This is a genomic window from Phenylobacterium sp., from assembly GCF_035944335.1.
GTDB lineage: Bacteria > Pseudomonadota > Alphaproteobacteria > Caulobacterales > Caulobacteraceae > Phenylobacterium.
This window is the reverse complement of the sequence record NZ_DASZBG010000019.1, coordinates 33,251-50,458: the sequence shown is the minus strand read 5'-3', so window position 1 is coordinate 50,458 and position 17,208 is coordinate 33,251. Positions and strand designations below refer to the sequence as shown.

18 protein-coding genes are annotated in these 17,208 nt (G+C 69.8%); all 18 read right to left on the bottom strand.

Annotation, left to right across the window (positions count from 1 at the left end; translation table 11 throughout):
* Positions 1-3: 3 nt before the first annotated feature.
* Positions 4-3,033 (bottom strand): transglycosylase SLT domain-containing protein, encoded by a 3,030-nt coding sequence (locus VGT80_RS04430; RefSeq protein ID WP_327453262.1) that lies wholly within the window; start codon positions 3,031-3,033, stop codon positions 4-6.
* The gene (locus VGT80_RS04425) at positions 3,034-3,531 is read right to left on the bottom strand and encodes a hypothetical protein (protein WP_327453261.1); all 498 of its coding nucleotides are present in this window, start codon (positions 3,529-3,531) and stop codon (positions 3,034-3,036) included.
* Complete coding sequence (locus VGT80_RS04420; protein ID WP_327453259.1) at positions 3,532-3,993, bottom strand: hypothetical protein; 462 nt, start codon at positions 3,991-3,993, stop codon at positions 3,532-3,534.
* Entirely contained in the window at positions 3,986-6,211 is a 2,226-nt protein-coding gene (locus VGT80_RS04415) for a hypothetical protein (protein ID WP_327453258.1), read from the bottom strand. The genes VGT80_RS04420 and VGT80_RS04415 overlap by 8 nt, the downstream gene beginning before the upstream one ends.
* Positions 6,212-6,258: 47 nt before the next feature.
* Positions 6,259-6,909, bottom strand: coding sequence for a hypothetical protein (locus tag VGT80_RS04410; RefSeq protein ID WP_327453257.1), 651 nt, complete (start codon positions 6,907-6,909; stop codon positions 6,259-6,261).
* 115 nt (positions 6,910-7,024) lie between these two features.
* Positions 7,025-7,498 (bottom strand): hypothetical protein, encoded by a 474-nt coding sequence (locus VGT80_RS04405; RefSeq protein WP_327453256.1) that lies wholly within the window; start codon positions 7,496-7,498, stop codon positions 7,025-7,027.
* A 119-nt stretch (positions 7,499-7,617) separates the two neighbouring features.
* Positions 7,618-8,634, bottom strand: coding sequence for a phage capsid protein (locus tag VGT80_RS04400; RefSeq protein WP_327453255.1), 1,017 nt, complete (start codon positions 8,632-8,634; stop codon positions 7,618-7,620).
* Positions 8,635-8,833: 199 nt separating this feature from the next.
* Positions 8,834-9,532, bottom strand: a complete 699-nt coding sequence (locus tag VGT80_RS04395; RefSeq protein ID WP_327453254.1) for a hypothetical protein — start codon at positions 9,530-9,532, stop codon at positions 8,834-8,836.
* 56 nt (positions 9,533-9,588) lie between these two features.
* A complete protein-coding gene (locus VGT80_RS04390; protein WP_327453253.1) occupies positions 9,589-9,753 on the bottom strand; it encodes a hypothetical protein in 165 nt (54 codons plus the stop codon).
* 2 nt (positions 9,754-9,755) lie between these two features.
* A complete protein-coding gene (locus VGT80_RS04385) occupies positions 9,756-10,121 on the bottom strand; it encodes a hypothetical protein (RefSeq protein WP_327453252.1) in 366 nt (121 codons plus the stop codon).
* Positions 10,118-10,459 (bottom strand): hypothetical protein, encoded by a 342-nt coding sequence (locus VGT80_RS04380; protein ID WP_327453251.1) that lies wholly within the window; start codon positions 10,457-10,459, stop codon positions 10,118-10,120. Before VGT80_RS04380 ends, VGT80_RS04385 begins: the two co-directional genes overlap by 4 nt.
* A 33-nt stretch (positions 10,460-10,492) precedes the next feature.
* Positions 10,493-12,259, bottom strand: a complete 1,767-nt coding sequence (locus VGT80_RS04375; RefSeq protein ID WP_327453250.1) for a portal protein — start codon at positions 12,257-12,259, stop codon at positions 10,493-10,495.
* Positions 12,259-12,450, bottom strand: a complete 192-nt coding sequence (locus VGT80_RS04370) for a hypothetical protein (protein ID WP_327453249.1) — start codon at positions 12,448-12,450, stop codon at positions 12,259-12,261. The genes VGT80_RS04375 and VGT80_RS04370 overlap by 1 nt, the downstream gene beginning before the upstream one ends.
* Before the next feature lie 61 nt (positions 12,451-12,511).
* Positions 12,512-12,859, bottom strand: a complete 348-nt coding sequence (locus tag VGT80_RS04365) for a hypothetical protein (protein ID WP_327453247.1) — start codon at positions 12,857-12,859, stop codon at positions 12,512-12,514.
* Positions 12,856-14,217 (bottom strand): phage head spike fiber domain-containing protein, encoded by a 1,362-nt coding sequence (locus VGT80_RS04360; protein WP_327453246.1) that lies wholly within the window; start codon positions 14,215-14,217, stop codon positions 12,856-12,858. Before VGT80_RS04360 ends, VGT80_RS04365 begins: the two co-directional genes overlap by 4 nt.
* Positions 14,218-14,219: 2 nt before the next feature.
* Entirely contained in the window at positions 14,220-14,873 is a 654-nt protein-coding gene (locus VGT80_RS04355) for a hypothetical protein (RefSeq protein ID WP_327453245.1), read from the bottom strand.
* Positions 14,874-14,882: 9 nt separating this feature from the next.
* Positions 14,883-16,391 (bottom strand): hypothetical protein, encoded by a 1,509-nt coding sequence (locus VGT80_RS04350; protein ID WP_327453243.1) that lies wholly within the window; start codon positions 16,389-16,391, stop codon positions 14,883-14,885.
* Between the two features lie 249 nt (positions 16,392-16,640).
* Positions 16,641-17,180, bottom strand: coding sequence for a hypothetical protein (locus VGT80_RS04345; protein ID WP_327453241.1), 540 nt, complete (start codon positions 17,178-17,180; stop codon positions 16,641-16,643).
* Positions 17,181-17,208: the final 28 nt, after the last annotated feature.

The following is a 17,208-nucleotide window of genomic DNA, read 5'->3' as shown; positions in this document are numbered from 1 at the left end:
CTCCTAGTGGTTGGCCTGAAGCCGCCGGAGCGCGACGGGCAGGACGCTGCGCACATAGTCGCGGGTCTCGGCGTAGGGGATGCGCTTCACCCAGTCGTCGACCGAGATGCGGCCCGTGCGCGGGTCGCCGAGGCTGGACAGCCAGCCCGGCTGCCATTGGTTGGTCTTGGGGTCGCGGTAGCCGTCCACGCGGCCGGGGCCGGCGTTGTAGGCCGCCAGGGCCAGCGCGATGCCTGGGCCGGTCCCATAGTGCTGCAGCTGGTCCTGCAGGGCGGCCTCGCCGATCCTGCGGTTATAGCCGTCGTCGTGCTGCGCCCGGTCGAGGTCGACGGGCAGGCCGAGCCTCGGCGCATAGGTCTGCACCGTGGCCGGCGTCACCTGCATCTGGCCGAGCGCGCCGGCGCTCGAGGCCTGGCCGCCGCGGAAGCCGCTCTCCTTGCCGTTGACCGCCCAGGCCAGCGCCGAGAACACCGCGGCCTTGGAGGCCGCCGGCACGGGCTGGCCGTCCGGCGTGCGCAGGGCGGTCGGCGGCGGGCTGGCGAGGGGCGAGGGGGCCGTGCCGTTGGCCAGGCCCTGCAGCTGGCCCCAGCTGGCGCGGACGGGGCGGCCGTAGCGATCGGCGGCCTGGTCCCAGGTGCCGTCCGGGTGCGGGACCATCAGGGTGAGGCCGCTGTCGTCGGGCGCCGTGACCCAGCGGCCGGCGTGGGCGATCTGCAGAGCGTAGAGCCGGCGGCGATCGTCGGGGCCGCCGGGGCCGGCCGGGGCGTAGAGGTTTGCGCCGTTGTTGGCGGTGAGCTGGCTCAGCATGGCCGCCGCGCCGGCCCTGGCGTCGCCCGCGCCGCTGCGCAGCGATACGGTCGGCAGGTCGCCCACGCGGTCGATCACCGGATGCAGGCCGGCGGCCAGCGGCTGGGGCATGCGCCAGGTGTCCACATAGGTGTAGCCGTCGGTCATGTCCTTGGCCGCCTGGGCCGCGGCAGTGCCGGGGTTCATGCCCTGGTGGGCCATCAGGCCGCGGGCGATCAGCACCGTGCGGTCGATCCGCGCCTGGGCCAGCGCCTGGGCGCCGGGCAGGGGCGCCACGCTGTCGAGGAACGGCTTGAGGCTGGTCTGCACCGCGGCCGTCAGATTGCCCTGCTGGCCCTGTGGAAGCTTCGCCTTCAGCGTCGGGTCGTTGAGCGCCGCCACATAGCGGCCGAGCTTGGCCGGATCGCTCCCGAAATCGACCATCGCCGCGACCTCGGACGGCGTCATGTGCGCGGCGAGCAGCTGCTTGGTGAGGATCGCCTGGGCCGAGACCGTCTGGCCGGTCTGGGTGCGCACGGAGGCCGGCAGGTCGGCGACCAGGCCCGCGAGCGATTGCATGGCCTGCAGCTTGCCCTCCGGCGGGGCGTTGATCACCGTGGCGGCGAGCCGCGCGGCCTCGGTCTGCGGCACCACCTGCCAGGCGCCGGGATCGAGCCCGGCGGCTTCCTGCACGCCCAGGCTCTGGCTGGCGATCGCCCGGCCGGCGGCCTGCCGCGGCTGGCCCGGGACCGCGCCCAGATAGCTCGTCCAGCCCTGCTGCAGGGCCGCGCCCCGGTCCTGGGCGACCGCGACGCCGGGGCGCCCGGCCTTGGCCGGGGCGGCCGTATAGGCCCACTGGCCGGGGTTGGCGCGGGCCTTCAGCTCGGCGGCGGCGGCGGCCTGCTGCACCTGGTAGGCGGTGATCTTGCTGGCATAGTCGGGATCGGTCGGCTCCGGCGGCGGCTGTGCCGCCAGGGCGTGCACCTGGCCGGTGGGCATGTCGTGGATCGCCCCGGCCGAGGCGAACGCCTGGTCGGCCGACTTCCACTGGGTGGCGTAGTGGGCGGCCTGTTCCGGGGACAGCTTGGCGACCACGTCGTCGAGGCTCACCTGCCCGGTGGACTTGCCCGTGGTCATCCGGGCATAGGTCTCGGCGTCGGCGCGGCGGCGCACGTCGTCGGCGGCCATCCACTCGTCGAAGCTCTTGGGGCCGTGCTCGCGCAACGCCACCTGCACGTGGGCCTCGAGCTCTTCCTTGACCTGCGGCTTCCAGAAGGCGTCATAGCGGCCGTCGGCGAGCTCCGCCTGGGCCTGGTTGACCTTGCCCTGGTCGACCAGTCCCTTGATCCGCGCCGTCGCGGCCTGCCCGTTCAGCTCGGTGAGGGCGTCCTTCTTCAGCCCCTTGGGCAGGGTGTCGACGATCGCCGGCAGGCCGGTGGCCACCACGTCGCCGTAGGCGTCCGGGTTTGACGAAATGCCGTTGATCAGCCGGTTTGCCTGGTCGGTGCCGTTCTTCAGCACGAAGGCGTCCTGCGCCTTCTGCTCGGCGACAGCGGCGGTGGCCATCTCCTGGGTGCGCATGGCGGCGAGCCGCACCTGCAGGTTGGGCTTCAGCCGGTCGGGGGTGGCCGCCAGCGCCGCCTGGGCCGCGGCGTCGGAGGCCTGGCCGATCTGATCCGTCAGCCCCTTCTGCGAGCCGTCGAAGGCGTCGATCAGGCCCTGCTTGGCCGGGGCGAACTGGGTCAGATAGGTGGTCAGGCCGCCGTTGATCTGGGTCTCGTCGGCCGCGATCCGGGCTTCGTTGATCGGCTGGGCGCGGACCTTCGCCTCATGGGCGATGGCCTGCTGGCCGATGCGGTTCACCTCGCCGTGCGCCAGGGTCTGGAACTCGGCCTTGACGCCGGGCGCCATGTCGGAGCCGTCGGCGATCCGCTGGCCGCGCTGCTGGGCCTTGTCGATCTGATCGGCCGCGAACCCCGGCTGGTCGCCGGTGTAGGCCGCCGCATCGGCCGCAAAGGCGTCCTCGTTGGCGTTCTGCAGCTTCAGGAACAGCGGCTGGGCCGCCTGCCGGTCCAGCTTGGCCTGGGCGCGGATCTGCAGGCGGTCGGTCTGGCGCGCCATGTCCGCGACGCCCTCGGCCTGGGCCCCGACGCTCTCGAGCCCGAAGTCGGTGGGCGCGACCACCTGGTCGGAGGGGCGCACGCCCTCGACGGTCGCGGTGGGCAGGCTGTCGGGGATCTTCGCCATTTAGTTGATCCCCATCAGCGGATCGTAGCCGGCGTCGCCCTTCAGGGTCTTCAGCGCCGTGGTCTGTTTGGCCAGCAGGCTCGAGCGCGCGAAGCCGCCCGCCAGGCTGCCGGCCGCCTGGATGCCCGAGCCGATCAGGTCCTGCAGCCCTTGGGTCTTGGCGACGCCCGCCTGGTAGAGGTGGGCGCGCTCCTCGGTCAGGCCGCGATAGGCCGCGGCGCGGGCGTTGAACATCGAGCGGTTGGCCACGTCCTGGATGACGCCAAGGGTCGAGCCGACCAGGCCGCCGCCGTTGGCCGCGCCCTGCACGGCCGCGTCAGCTGCGGCGCTCTCGCCCTGCTGCAGGGCCTGGCTGGTGGCGACGCCGGCCTCCTGGCCGGCCTGCTGGGCGGCGGCCTGCTCGGCCTTGGCGCGCGTGTTGCCGCCGAAGAAGCCGGTCAGCCCCTTGAACAGCGAGCCCACGGCGGAGATCCCGGCGGCGATCGTGAACGGGTCCATCTAGGCGGCCCTGACCATGAGTTGATAGATCACGCGGTCGCCGACGCGCTCGTCGATCACCTCGCCGTTGGCCCGGAAGCCGAGCTTTTCGAGATAGCCGCGGGCGCCCTCGATCGAGGCCCGCGCCGTGGCGGTCATCTGCTGCGGGCCGTTGAACAGGTCGACGCCGTCCAGCACCTGGCCGGCCAGCTTGCCGGCCTCAACCCATTCGCGGGGGCCCATGTCGCTCATCACCGCCCAGGCGTGCCAATGGCTGGGCGAGGCCTCGAACAGGCCGCCGACGCCCAGCACATAGGTGAACACCGCGCTCTCGCGCACCAGGGTCCACGTGCGTCCCGGCGGCGGGGCGCCCTTCCATGCCCAGCCGACGGCCGCCCGCTCCTGCTCGAAGTCGGCGCGCGGGGTGAAGCGATCCATGTCGCCGGGCCGGTAGGGGCGCAGGGAGAGGCGGGGCCTAGTCACCGTCGACCACCTGCGGCTTGAGGCTGTAGATCAGGCCGTCGTAGGCGGTCTCGTCGGTGATCGCGATGCGCGGGTCGCGGTCGCTGTCGCCGGCGATCGTCACGTCCTGGATCACCCGGCGCGACACCGCGGCCGGCACGTCCTGGGCGGTGCGCGGGCTGACCAGTTCGCCCGGGCGGCCGTCGAGCGCGACGACGGCGGAGGCGGTCTTCAGGCTGACCTTGCAGCCGGTCACCCGCTGGCGGCGCAGCAGGGCGCCTCCGAGCGCGGTGTCGAGCTTCAGAGACTTGAAGCTGCACTTCATGGGGTAGCCGACCTGCACCGAGCTGGCCGGCGCCGGCAGCACGATCGCGCCGCCGGTGACCACCTGGTCGGGGAGCTGCACGCCGTCGGCGAGGATCCGCACCGTCTCGCCCTCGCGGGCGCCCAGGCCGGTGACCGTGGTCACGGGCGCGCCGTGGTAGAGGCCCGCGCCGTCCATGAACAGCTGGTCGCTCACCTGCGAGAGCATCCAGATCTCGTGGCTGGTGACGCCTGCCTTCACATACGACACCTGCAGCCACAGGGTTTCCTTGCGGCCGGGGCCGGGCAGCACCACGATGTCCTCGGCCACGAAGCCCGGCGGCAGCGCCACGCGGGTGAAGCCGCGCACCTGCTGTTCCTTGTGATAGGTCATGGTCGCCAGGCCGCCGTCGGCGAGGCGCAGCCACAGGGTATTGTCGGGGTAGGGGACCCAGGCCAGCTGGACGATGCCGCGACTGGCGATATGGGCCGCCAGCACCGACAGATCGTCGCCGCTGGCGCCCTGCTGGGTGTCGATGGCGATTTCCCGCAGGTTCTGGCCGCCGCGGGTGACGAAGATCGCCCCCTTGTGCGCCTTGACCGGGCAGACGTCCGACGAGCCGTAGTCGGAGAGATCCTTGATCGTCACGCTGCGCGGGTCGATGGGCTCGTCGAGCACCGAGCCGGCCACCAAGTGCTCGCCCGTGGTGGTGAACACCAGCAGATAGGTGGCCTCGAGCGCGGCGATCAGCTCGCCGCCGTCGGTGCCGACGCGCCGGCGCACGGCGTCTGTGGCCACCACCACGCCCGTCGAGCCCAGGCCCGGCCCAAAATTCTCCGAGAGCGGCGAGAAGCCGGCCGTCTGGGTCAGGTCGAGGAAATCGAGGTTCGCGGCGGTGGCGCCCTCGACCAACCGCTCTTCGCGCAGCGCCGGCCACATGCGCGGCCAGCCGCGGTAGTCGGACCAGGCCCCTTCCGACCAGTAGGGCGTCGCCGTCCCGCTGCGGAACGGCATGGTGTGGCGGATCGTGCCCTGCACATGGGTCGGGCTGAGATAGGTGTCGATGCGCACGATCCCGGCGCCGTCGTGGCGATAGTCCCAGCCATTGCCGCCGTCGCTCTGCGAGCCGCTGAGGTTGATCGGCGGGTTGGTGACGTTCTCGGTGAAGGCCGACTGATGGTTCGAGCGATAGACCCGGCCGTTGGAGACCACATAGGTGCCGACCGCCGGCTTGCAGCCAGGGGCCCAGCCGATCACGCCGGGCATGCCGTCGGTCTGGCGGAACCGGAATTTGCCGCCGACGTGCGCGGGATTGAAGATCGGGTTGGAGGCGACCAGGTCGACCGTCAGGTCGACCGCCATCGAGCCCGCGCCGCCGAACGGGTTGGCGTCGGCCTCATCAGCGCCGGCCATCAGGGTGACGGTCACCGTCGTGGTCGGGTCCGTGTTCTCGGCGAGCCAAGGACCGTTCGGATAGAACTCGTGGCCGATGCCGACCGAGGTGAAGGTCCAGCTGGTGTTGGAATTGCGCACCAGGGTCTCGCCGCGGATGCCGTCGCGGTGGCGCAGGTAGATGACGTCGCCCACCTGCTTGTAGCGGATGCCGTCGAGCTGGGCCTGAGTGTAGGGGCTGGTCACCGACACCAGCAGGGTCGACCCGTCGCTCGTCCACACCTTCATCAGCGTGTCGCCGAATTCCAGCATCAGGGCGTCGTCGATCGACTTGCGGAACGGGATCATCCGCGCCTTGTTGGCCGGGTTCGGGGCGGTGAACACCTTCCAGAAGCCGCGGCGCTTGGCCAGCGGCCCGGCCAGGCGCACCACATAGTTGATCGCCGCCTCGCAGCCCTTCTCGACCGGCTGCAGGTCCGTGCGGTCCCAGGCCTCGTCGGCGATCTCGCCGCTCGTCCAGGCGTTTGCGAAGCCGGTCCCCATGGCGAAACTATCGGCCGCGCGACCGTGTGGACGGATGAACCGGGCCCCTAGCGGCTGATGTTGCGGATCGCCGCCGGTGTCGAGGGCGCGAGCGGCGGCTGGCCGCCTTCCTGGGTGCCGTCCACGGAGATCGCCAGCAGCACCGCCGTCTCGGCGGTCTTCTCCTGTTTCGACTGCTTGGCGAGGTCGCCGGTCACGGCGTAGGCCCCGCGCGCGGCGATGGTCTGGGCGATGGCGTCGCGCACGTGGATGTCCAGCGAGCCCCAGGACGCCCGGCGCACGTAGCAGACGTCGAGGTCGCCGTCGGAGCTCGAGCGGATCACCGTGCGCGACGCGCCGTCGTCGAGCTCGATCGAGCCCAGCTGCCAGCGCCGCCCGTCGCAGGTCCATTCCTGGCCGTTGACCACCTGGCCGGCGATCTCCCAGATCCGCAGGGCGTCGGCCGGCAGCTGGTAGAGGAACGGATAGCGCCAGTCGCTGCCGGGCGGGGCGGGGGTTGGCGCCAGGTGCGTATAGGTGAGGGCGCAGACGAAGCCGTGCCGGGCCAGCACCGCGTCGCGGGCGTCGTCGACGTGGCGCAGTAGCTTGGTGGCGGCGATCGAGCCCTGCAGGGCCGCGTCATCCAGCGCGGCGACCGGCTCCTGGCCCAGCGCCGCCAGGGCGGTGTTCATGGCCTTGACCTGGACGACGTCGGGCATGGATCGGGCTCCTTCGTGAGACAAACAGGGCCGGCCGGGAGGAAAGACCGGCCGGCCCTGCCGTTCGCTGGCGCCCTATTCCGTTGCGACGGGAGCGGGGCGCGAGGGCGAAGTCCTAGCGGTTGATGCCCGCGATCTGCCAGGCGAAGTTGACGTTGTTGTTGACCACGTTGGCCCCGGCGATGGTCCCCAGCAGCTCGATCACGCCGCCCGGATCGGCCCCGTAGCCCAGGGCCTTCCACAGCGGGATACCCATGCTGGCGGCCGTGAAGCCCTTCCAGAGATCCGCGTTGCCGGCGGCCGAGACGTCGATCTGGTTGGCGAGGCCGGTGGGGTGCGCCACGTCGCCGATGTTCATCTTCACCGCGGCCCCGAAGGCGTCGAACCACACCTTGGCGGTGGGCGAGATCAGCGCCGTGGACTTGAAGAACCCGAGCGAGACCGTGTCACCGATCACATTGGTGTTCAGGAAGACGACATTATCGCGGACCAGGATGTGGTCCGAGCCGTCCTTGAGGAAGTTCGACACGCCGGCAAAGCCCGCCTTGGCGACGAGGGTCCCGACGAGAAGTCCGAGCAGCTTGGCCATGGTGGTGGCCCTTTCCTAGTTGCCGTGACGCGCGGTCAGCGGCGGGGCGTCAGGCCCCAGTCAGAAGCTTTGGGGCCGACCCCAGTCCGAAGACTTTGGGGGCCGGCCCCGGCGGAGGCCTAGTTGAAGCCCGTGGTGTTCTCGGCGCAGTCCACTTCCCAGACGCCGCCGTCGTAGCGCCGCACGGCCCCGTGCTCGCTCTCGTAGTAGGCGTACCAGCGGTAGGCCTTGTCGGCGCGCTGGGTGATCCGCGTCTGGATGATCGGGCGGCCCCGGTAGAGCAGGGCCCGCTTGTGGAAGGCCAGGCATTGGCGGGTGGTGGCCGAGCCAGCGCCGGCGCCCTGGTACTTGGGCAGCGGGTTGGAGATCTTGTTGGACGCCAGGCGCACGAAGTTGAAGCCCATGAAGTAGCTGAGCGTGCCGTTCACCAGGCCCTGCACCGAGTTGTAGAACGAGGACGTGGCCGGGACCGACATCAGCAGGTCCTGCAGCTGGTTGGCGGTGCAGGCGAAGTAGTAGTCGCTGGGCTTGTCGCCGGGCGTCGGCTCGTCGATCTCGGAGTTGTCGAGCTGGGTCTTCACCTCGATCAGCTTGCCGATCGTCAGGCCGTAGCCACCGCTGCGGCCGACCGCCGCGATGGTCTCGTTCTCGTGCGAGGTCGCGTCGTTGGCGGCGATCACGTTGCCAACCGTGGCCAGGGTGGTGCCGGCCACATAGTTCTGGTTGTTGTCCTGCAGCAGCGGCGCGCCCAGGGCGGCCGAGATGATGGCGGTGTCGCGCTTCCGGCCGAGGCCGGCCATCATCGCCTGCATCACCAGGTTGGTCGGGTCCTCGAGCTGGCGCGCCAGGTCCTCGTTGTCGATGAACTTGCCGTCGTTGAAGCCCTTGAAGGTGCCGATGCGGCGGGTCACGTCCACGAAGCCGTCGGGGCTGTCGGGAACGCGGGTGGTCACGTCGGCCGGATCGGAGGTGCCGACGTCGTCGGCGTTGAAGAACTGTCCCGGCGTGGAATAGCCGAGGTCGCTGTCGACGCAGGTCAGCAGGCGCGAGCGCGACTGCTGCGGCGACAGGTTGAGGTTCGCCTGGAAGCCAGGAACGTAAAGGGTGCCTGCGGTGGCGCCGGTGTTGTCGGCCATGGGCTCGATCCTTGCTGCTACCGTCGCCGCGCGACGGAACGATCAAATGAGGGTTTGATCGGCAGCAGTCCCCGGATCACCGGATGCGAGCCTGGCTTTGCGCCCCTGGGCGACCGCCCCGCCGCCCGATCCACAAAGGGAGTGCCGGGCGGCGGAACGGATTTGCAGTCTCGATGGCTGAAGTGATTTGCCCTCGCCGTCAAGCCGGCGCGCGGCCGTCGGCCATGGCCAGCAGGCGCGAGCGCTCGGCGACCACGGCCGCGTGCTGCGGATGGTCCTTGTCGGTGAGCGCCTTGCCCTTGACCGGATCGGCGTTCAGCGACTGCACGGCCGCCCGGGCCTGGGCGGGCGTCATCGCCCTGGCGCCGGTGTCGGCGTCGCCGCTCTGGCCGCCGGCCGCGCCGGGCTCGGCCATCCGCTCGACCAGCTTGCCCAGCAGCTTGGCGAGGTTCGGATAGCCGTGGATGTTGTCGCCCTTCACGGCCTCGGCGAGCTCGGGGTCGCCGTACTTCTCGACCAGGCCGCGGATCTCGCGCAGCCGGGGCTCAAAGGCCTGGCCGAACTCCTTCTCGAGCGCGGCCTTGCCGGCCGTGGCCCGCTCGGCCAGCGCCGCGGTGGCGGCCTCCTGGTCGGCGGCCACCTGGGTCCCCATGAACTCCATCAGCCCCTGGGCCTGCTTGACCGACAGGCCGAGCTTGTGGGCCGTCTCGCCGAACGCGCCCACGAGGCCCTTGTCGGCGTCGGTGGCCTTGTCGTCGAGCTTGAAGCCGTAGCCGTCGGGCTTCTCCGGCATGCCGAGCTTGGCATAGACCGCCTTCATGCCCTCGGCGTCCTCCGGGTCGGCCGGCAGGTCGATGCGGCGCGCCGGGTCGATCCCGTAGCGCTGCTCGAGGTTCACATAGGCCTTGGCCAGCTCCTCGGGCGACTTGTAGCGCTGGACGGAGGGATTGGTCTTCAGGCTCTCGTCGGCGAACGTCTCGTAGAAGGCAGCCGCCGCGCCGCCGCCATCAGATCCGCCGCCAGATTTCCCGTCACCAGCGCCGCCAGCCCCAGCAGCAGCGCCAGCACCACCAGCGCCGCCGCCGCCGTCTCCAGCACCGCCCGCCGCGCCATCTTCAACGCTAGTCAAGCTCCTCGTCAGAGCCAGGTATGAAACGGAATTCCGCAGGTTCCTCATCGAATGTCCTTTCCTCTGGAAGGTCTCCGACCAGCGCCGCGACCGCGAGGCTGGCCTTGTCGAAGCCGGCGTCCGCCGCCAGCGTCAGCGCGCCGTCGAGCATGCCCGCGACGTATTTCAGGTTGTCGTTGCCGAGCAGGTCGCCGAACCCGCACTTGGCCAGGTGGTCGGCCAGCACCAGGCGCCCCAGGGCGTTGCCGAACACATAGGCGTAGGCCTGTTTCAGCGCCTCGGGGTCGCCGCGGCGCACCAGGTCCGCCAGCCGCGAGGCGTCGAACACCGGCCGTTCCGGTTCGGCGGCCTCGCTCATTTCACGAGCTCGTATTTCCGGCCGAACACGTCGGGCTTGCAGATCCCGAGCACGCCCTGGCTGTCGCAGGTGATCCAGTCGCCCGGCGCGGCCTCCATGGCGCCCAGCGCGGCTGAGCCGATGTAGAGCCGGTCGTTGCAGCGCGTGACCGTGCCGCCGTTGTCGGCGGCCACGGCGCGCGCCATGTGTGTCGCGGCGAAGCACTGCAGGTTCGCGGGAAACCACTCCGGGCAGGTCCCCGGCGTCACCTTCTTGGACTTCTTGTCCCACTCGCCGACCAGCTCGCCGTCGAAACGGGCGGCCTCGATCTCGATCGGCCGTGTGCGATAGCGGGGCATGCTTTCCTCTCCATGCCGGGTGAACGGGAGCGGCTAGGCCGCTTGGGCGAACGGTGAGGCTGGCGCGAAGGGCGCGGGCGGTCCGCCGGCGGTCGGCGGCGGCGGCGCGCCCTGGTCCTGGCCGGCGCCGGCGACGGCGGCCATGCCCTGGCCTGCGGCGCCCACGGCCTGCCCCGCCTTGGCGGCGATCTCGGCCTGGTGTTGGTCCTGCTGCTGCTGGGCCTGCTGGGCGCGGGCCTGGGCCACAGCCGCGCGCGAGCGGAGCACGCTGGCCGGCGTCCCCAGGCCGTCGGCGATCACCCGCAGGCTCTCCTCGAGGTCGACGGTCTGGCCGGCGGCCGGATCGGCCTTGGAGGTCAGCGCCCAGGCGTTGAGCAGCTGCAGCATGGAGCGGACGTTGCCGGAGAGCTGCGCCACGGCCAGCGGCCCGGCATATTCCCAGTCGACGTCGGCCTTGGCGATCGAGGGCGGGGCCGGCGCCAGCACGCCCTCGGCGGCCAGGGCCTCGAGGCTGCGGTCGCCCAGCACGCTCATCGGCTGTTCGCAGTTGGCGACGATCGAGCTCATGCCGCGCAGGCGGAGATCGCGCCGCTCGTTGACTTCCTCGGCGGTCATGTCGCCGGCCTCGCGCAGGCGCAGCCAGTCGGTGAAGTAGCCGATCTCGATGTCGTTGATCAGTTCCTTGCGGAAGGCGATCGCCTCGGTCGGGTTGCCGGTGAAGTCGAGCTTCAGGATCGCCTGGTCGGCGCGCTGCAGGCCAAGGCCCGCGGGGTTGTACGAATTGATCGCGCCCGGGCGGCGGTCGAGGCTCTTGCCGAACATCCGGGCCGGGACCGCCAGCGCCGGCTCGGCCTTCTGGCTGGCGCTGTTCTCGATCCCCTGCTGCAGGTGGTTGAGCACCATGACGTCGGGCAGCACCTGGCAGCCCGGCCCCTCGGCATAGGCCTGCCCCGGCATCGGGTCATAGCGGAACACCGAATAGGGGAAGCTGTCGTAGCCGGAGGTCTCGATGACCGCCTTCTTGTCCTCGGCGATCACCACATAGGCGAACGGCTTGGCCTCAGCCACGGCGCCGCCCTTGCCGCCCGGCCGCGGGCGGCAGGCGATGACGATGCTGGTCAGCTCCATCTCGTCGGCGGTGCGGCCCTGCTTCTCGGCGATCTGCTTCCAGCCCTGCAGCTCGGCCGCCGCCGGCCAGCGGGCGAACACCCGGTAGAGCGGCAGCATCATCTTGAAGTAGAGGGTGTCGATCACCCCTTCCTCGTTCTCGCTCCACCAGCAGGCCTGCACGGGGCGCGAGTTGAAGTAGGGTCCGAAGCCGCGCCGGCGACCGGTCCACAGCACGCCGCAGCCGAAGGCGCAGAACTCCTTGAGCATCGAATTGAGCCGCAGCATCAGCTGGGCGCGCGGCAGCATCAGGTGATCGAAGATCGACCACTCGAGGTTCGACAGGTAGTCGAGGCCGGCGGCGTCGAGATCCGTCGACCGTCCGGCCATGGCCAGGCCGCGCTTGACGTTGGGCAGCAGGAACGGCCGCGTGGGGTCCACCAGGTAGGCCAGCAGCAGGGCCGCCAGCCGGGTGTTGGAATTGGTCGCCGTCGAGCTTGTCACCCGGTGCGGGCGCAGCTGGTTGGGCCGCTGGGTGACGCTGAAGTCGCGGCGCGGCAGGATGTAGTCGGAGACGAGCTGCCACTTGCGGTCGTAGTCGACCCGGTTCAGCCGCAGGGTCTCGAACTGGCGCAGATAGTCGTCGACCTCGCGGGTCGCGCCGATGATCGCGGGCGCGGCTGGGTCGGCCATCAGTTGAGCCCCGTCAGGGTCGGCAGGCGGGCGCCGGCGGTCGGCGCGGTCTCGGCGGAGACGTTGTCAGCGTTGGTGCCGCCGGCCTGCAGGCGGCGCGCGAGGGCGCTGTTCAGCCGGTTGGCCGTGTCCGCCGGATTGACGACGGGCAGGGGGCTCGGAACCTTGGGACCGCCGAACAGACCGGACACGCTTTGCTCCTCGTCGAGAGGTTCAGGCTATGGGGACCGCGCGGCGGTCGGATGAACCGCCCTAGGGCAGCAGTTGGGCCCTCACCGCGTCGGCCGTGGCCTGGTCGGGGAAGGTGAGCGCGACAGTGGCGTGTGGATTGGCCGGATCGTCGCCGGCATAGACGGCCTGCAGGTTCACCTGGATGGCGTCACGGTAGGTCGCCAGCACGTCGGCGTGGGCGACATAGAAGGAAGCCGTGCAGATCACGTGCACGCCCGGCGCCGCGGGATAGGTGATGTAGGCGTGACCTTCCAGTGTGGCGGTCTGCGGATGGGCCATGTCGACGACAGATAGAGGGCCATCCAGTTCGGCGTGCGCCGCGGTCGCCGCAACGCTGACGAACAAGGCGATGCATAGAGCGCGGATCACTGCGAGGCTCCCTGAAGCTCAGTGTCAGAAAAGGCGCGCGGATAGACAACGGCCCGCCGGATGAAGCCATCCGGGTATCCGCCGGAGAACCCGCCGTTTGGGTTCGGTCCAAAGCCGAGCGTCGTCATCGAGAGCGGGGTGACGGAGGTCACGTGACTGCCCAGGACACGGCTCGCGGCAACATTCACATCGTTGGTCTGGAACCGCGCCGCCGCTCCGAACGGCGTGCCCAGAGCCGGTGCGACAATTGCGCCGGGGTTCGCGACGATGACATCGGCAACGACGACAAACGAACGGACGCTGCCGGAATAGTAGATGCCTTGTGAATTGTGCAGGTCGGGTGTGCTGGTGATGAAGTCCCCACCCAACCTCACCGGAAGCGAGACACCGGCGACCAGGGTGTAGGGCGTTGGGACGGAAAGGCCGCTGATCGAAATGCTGTCCGCGGCGCGGGTCGCCGTGGCTGAGGTGGTGGGGTTGTATGGGCTGGCGAAGCTTGCCTGCTCCAGCGTAGCGCCAAAAATGAAGGCGCCGCTGACCCCATCGCCAGCGTACGAGGTCGTGCTGTGGTCCAGGGCGAGCATCGGAACGATCGCGACGGACGTGCCCGTGTTGCTCGTGAAGGTGATGCTTAGGCGGCACCAACCGTTCACCTTGGCTGAAGCCGAGAACGTTGGGCTTGCGAAGCCAGCGCCGATATTCGAGATCGTGTCGGCAGCGCAGGTGGAGAGGTTGAAGAAAAATCGATTGCCATTCGCAACAGCGTCGCTGGCCTGAAAGTTCATCCATGTGCGCTCGGCCGCCTTTGCGTAGATCGTAGCCGTATAGGTGATCGCCGACGCCGCCTTGGAGACAACTTGGGCGTAATCATGCTGGGTCGCGGTGCTCGAGTTCTCAAGCAGCTTCCAGCCGGTATTTGTGGCGTCTGGGGCCGTGGTCGCGTTGGCCGTGGCGCTGGCGTTCTCGGCGATCCACGAGGTACTGAAAGTGTTCGACTGCAGCAGCAGGTTGGTCCGCGCCTCCCAGACGGCGAGGCCATTGTTGGTGATGGCGGGGATGTTGGAGGCGAAGCTGACGAGCGAGCCGTCCAGCTGCTCGGCATATTCCGTTGACGGGCGCGATACGCTCAGGCCGGGGACATCGGTGAAACTGACGTAGCGCGTGGCGCCCAGCTGGTAGCGCGGCACGCCGCTGGTCTTCACGCCAGCGAAGTCGATGGCGAGGACGGTGCCCTGGTACGGATCGGGCGCGCCAAGGATTGCCGCGCCGACGGGGCCGACCACCTGGGCCGAAGCCGGTGCGGCGGGGATGTGAAGCGCGAGGACCGCGAAGGCTGCGGCGAGGAACCTGCGCAGCATGGTCAGTTGACCAGCGTCTCGAGGGTCACCGACATCAGCTTAGCGCCCTGCGGGGTGATCGCGCCGCCGGCGACAACCTCGCCGTAGATGATCTGCGAACCGCCGGCGCAATCGAAGTTGATCTCGCTGCCGATCGCGGGTGCACCGATGCCCTTCTCGGCGTCCGAAAAGTGCTGGTCGAAGGTCACGGGCATGGAGCCCAGATAGTTGCTCTCGGTCGTCAGCCACGCCCCATGGTCGCCGTTGGTGTTGGTCGGGCTGTCGCGGTAGAGCTTCAGGGTCACGGTGACGCCGGCAAAGCCGGTGTCAGGCGTCTTGATCCGCGCCCGCCGCACCATGCCGGTGCCCGCGTTGACCCGGCAGACCGTGAAGCTCAGCGGGACGACAGACCCGGCGGTGGCCGAATTGGCGATCAGATTGCCGGAGGCATAGGCGACGACGCTGGCCGGGGTGGTGAAGCTGGCGCCGGCGATCGTTGTATGGCCGCCGACCTCGCCGGAGTGGTTCTCGCCGGCCTTCAGCCCCACCTGGTTGGCGCCGGGGATGTTCTGGTCGATCTGGACCATCTCGGCGTGGGCCGGAGCGATCGCCAGGCAGGCGATGGCGCCGGCCAGGGCCAGCGCCGAGATGCCCGCGTTCAGGAAGCCTTTGCCCACCGCCGTCTCCTAGTCCGCGTAAATTCCCTTGGGCGCATCATCGGAGCCGTCACCGTGTGGACGGATGAAGCGGCCCTCCGAGGGTCCGATGCCCTCGATCGTGAGCGCCGCGTACTCGTCGGCCTCGCACACATGGCTGTAGCTGTTCTTCAGCGGGCCCAGCGCCTGGACGCCCTTGCGCAGGGGGTAGTGGAAGCCGCCCGCGTAGCCGGCCAGAAGCCCCCGGCAGCTCGGGTCGATGATCTTCGCCGGCTGCTTGACGCCGATGGTGGTCCGAAACAGCCGGATGATGGCCGAGCGGCGGTGCTTCGGCTGGTTGGAGGGCGCCAGCTGGGCCTCAATGTTCGTCAGGCTCTGCAGCTCCTGGGCCGTGGTGAACTCGGTCGAGGCGTTGCGGGACCCGGCGGCCGGATCGAGGCACAGCATGGCGCCCGGCGCGGCCTGGAAGCGGCTCTCCATGATGCGCCGGATCTCCGCCCCGAACTCCGGCGTCGACAGCTGCTCGGCGTCGGGCAGGTAGATCTCGGCCAGGGTGCGCCATTGGCCGCCATAGCTGCGCTGGCTGAAGGTGGCGGCCGGTTTCAGGGTGTTGGAGCCGGCGTCGATGCCGATATAGACCGGCGAGAAGCGGTCGACCTCGATCGAGGAGGCCGAGACGTGCACATCCTCGTCGAAGTCCGGGTGCACGGGCATGCCGTGGCGCCCGAAGCCCGGCTTCACCTCGATCATCCGGCCCTGGTCGTAGCGCTCGATGAACGTCCGCTGGAACTCGTAGAAGTCCTTTCGGATCTTGCGCAGGTTGACCATGTTCTCGGCCTGCGGGGAGAGGCCCGAGGGCTGTTTGTAGAGCCGGTCGACCTCCGGGGCCGCCGTGCCGTCGGGCATGCGCTTCAGGTAGAACCGATCATGGAAGGCCGAGCCGATGATCGGGGCGTTGGCGTCGCCGAAGATGCCGCTGAAGCCCGGCTCGGCGTGCTCGTCGCGGTCCTCGGGCTCCGGGTAGCGGCCGACGCGGGTCATGCCGAGCGAAAGGATCTGCGCCAGGTCGCCGTTGGTGTCGGCCTCGGGCAGGTGGATGGCGGTGATCTCGAAGCCGCGGAAGAAGTCCTCGATGTCGAGGTCGTTGACCGCCCGGAACAGCACCTCGAGGTGCAAGGTGGTGCGCTGGCCCCTGAGCGACACGTCGATGTCGAAAATGTGGTCGACCGGGTCGCCGCGCGCGCCGCGGAACTCGCCCATCGTCTCGGGGAGCACCTTGCGGTACGACGGGATGATCTGGTCATGGGCCCGCCGATAGGTCGGGCAGAGACACAGGATCTTGGCCTTGCGCTTTCCATCGCGAGGGCTAGGCTGCTGCCAAGTTGCGACGCGGAGATACCGACGGATCGAAGCCGTCGACTTCCCCCCACCCACCGGCCCTACGATCATCGCCACCGTGTGGCGGGACAGCTCGTAGGCCTTGGCGACCGGGCCGGCGAAATCCCAGCGGCGCAGGTCAAGTTCATTTTGCTGATGCACGCGGGCTTCCCCCGACCCTGACCCGTTCGATGAGGACAGGTTGGGGCCCTCCGACAGGCGGTCGGATGACGCGTGAACGGGGTTGTGCCTGACGGAAGAAGCCCCGCCTCTTCGACGACGCCCGCGAAAAGGGGGGTGGGGGGCCTGTCAGGGTGCCGGCCCTCCGACCAGCCAGGGTTCCCTCAGAGCGCGTCCGGCTGATTTGACATCAGCGGGCGGCCGGGCTGGAAGCCGTGCGCGATCAGCTGCTTAGGCTGTCTCGTCCGACTTCGGGCGTCCGACCTGCTCGACGTCGGCGGGCAAATCCCCAACGAATTCAAGCTCGGCCTCGTCGCTGAAGTCGGCGAGCTGCGAGGCCTCGGCCGCCTCGCCCTCCGGCACCAGGAACACGGTCGCCAGGGCCTTGCCCTTGGGGTCCGACGCGGCCGGCAGCTTCTGGTGGACGTAGCCCAGCAGCTCGGCGCGCTCCTTCTGCAGCAGCAGCCAGGCCTCCTTGGGGTCGCAGCCGATCGCCCGGGCCAGCTGGCGGGCCTTCACGGCCATGGCCAGCATCAGCAGGGGGATCTCCGGCTCGAGGATCCCGAAGTGCACCGCCAGCGCCTTGGCCTTCTTCAGGTCCGCCGGCCTCACCAGGGCGAGCTCCGCGGCCTGCTGGCCCGGCGTCATGCCGCCAAAGGTCGCCTCGACGTACCTGGCCAGGTCGCTCGAGCGCTTGTTGCGCGCGCCCGGCGGCCGGCCCCGACGGCGACCAGGTGGGCTCTCGACAAGGGGCAGGAGGTGCTGGCTCATTTTCGACGATTATTTTAGGGCGGTTCGG

Bases quoted from the DNA above. Each gene is read 5' to 3' on its own strand.
- VGT80_RS04405 (WP_327453256.1), bottom strand. From the start codon at position 7,498: ATGGCCAAGCTGCTCGGACTTCTCGTCGGGACCCTCGTCGCCAAGGCG.
- VGT80_RS04410 (WP_327453257.1), bottom strand. From the start codon at position 6,909: ATGCCCGACGTCGTCCAGGTCAAGGCCATGAACACCGCCCTGGCGGCG.
- VGT80_RS04375 (WP_327453250.1), bottom strand. From the start codon at position 12,259: ATGGCCGACCCAGCCGCGCCCGCGATCATCGGCGCGACCCGCGAGGTC.
- VGT80_RS04380 (WP_327453251.1), bottom strand. From the start codon at position 10,459: ATGCCCCGCTATCGCACACGGCCGATCGAGATCGAGGCCGCCCGTTTC.
- VGT80_RS04360 (WP_327453246.1), bottom strand. From the start codon at position 14,217: ATGCTGCGCAGGTTCCTCGCCGCAGCCTTCGCGGTCCTCGCGCTTCAC.
- VGT80_RS04430 (WP_327453262.1), bottom strand. From the start codon at position 3,033: ATGGCGAAGATCCCCGACAGCCTGCCCACCGCGACCGTCGAGGGCGTG.
- VGT80_RS04345 (WP_327453241.1), bottom strand. From the start codon at position 17,180: ATGAGCCAGCACCTCCTGCCCCTTGTCGAGAGCCCACCTGGTCGCCGT.
- VGT80_RS04400 (WP_327453255.1), bottom strand. From the start codon at position 8,634: ATGGCCGACAACACCGGCGCCACCGCAGGCACCCTTTACGTTCCTGGC.
- VGT80_RS04385 (WP_327453252.1), bottom strand. From the start codon at position 10,121: ATGAGCGAGGCCGCCGAACCGGAACGGCCGGTGTTCGACGCCTCGCGG.
- VGT80_RS04415 (WP_327453258.1), bottom strand. From the start codon at position 6,211: ATGGGGACCGGCTTCGCAAACGCCTGGACGAGCGGCGAGATCGCCGAC.
- VGT80_RS04425 (WP_327453261.1), bottom strand. From the start codon at position 3,531: ATGGACCCGTTCACGATCGCCGCCGGGATCTCCGCCGTGGGCTCGCTG.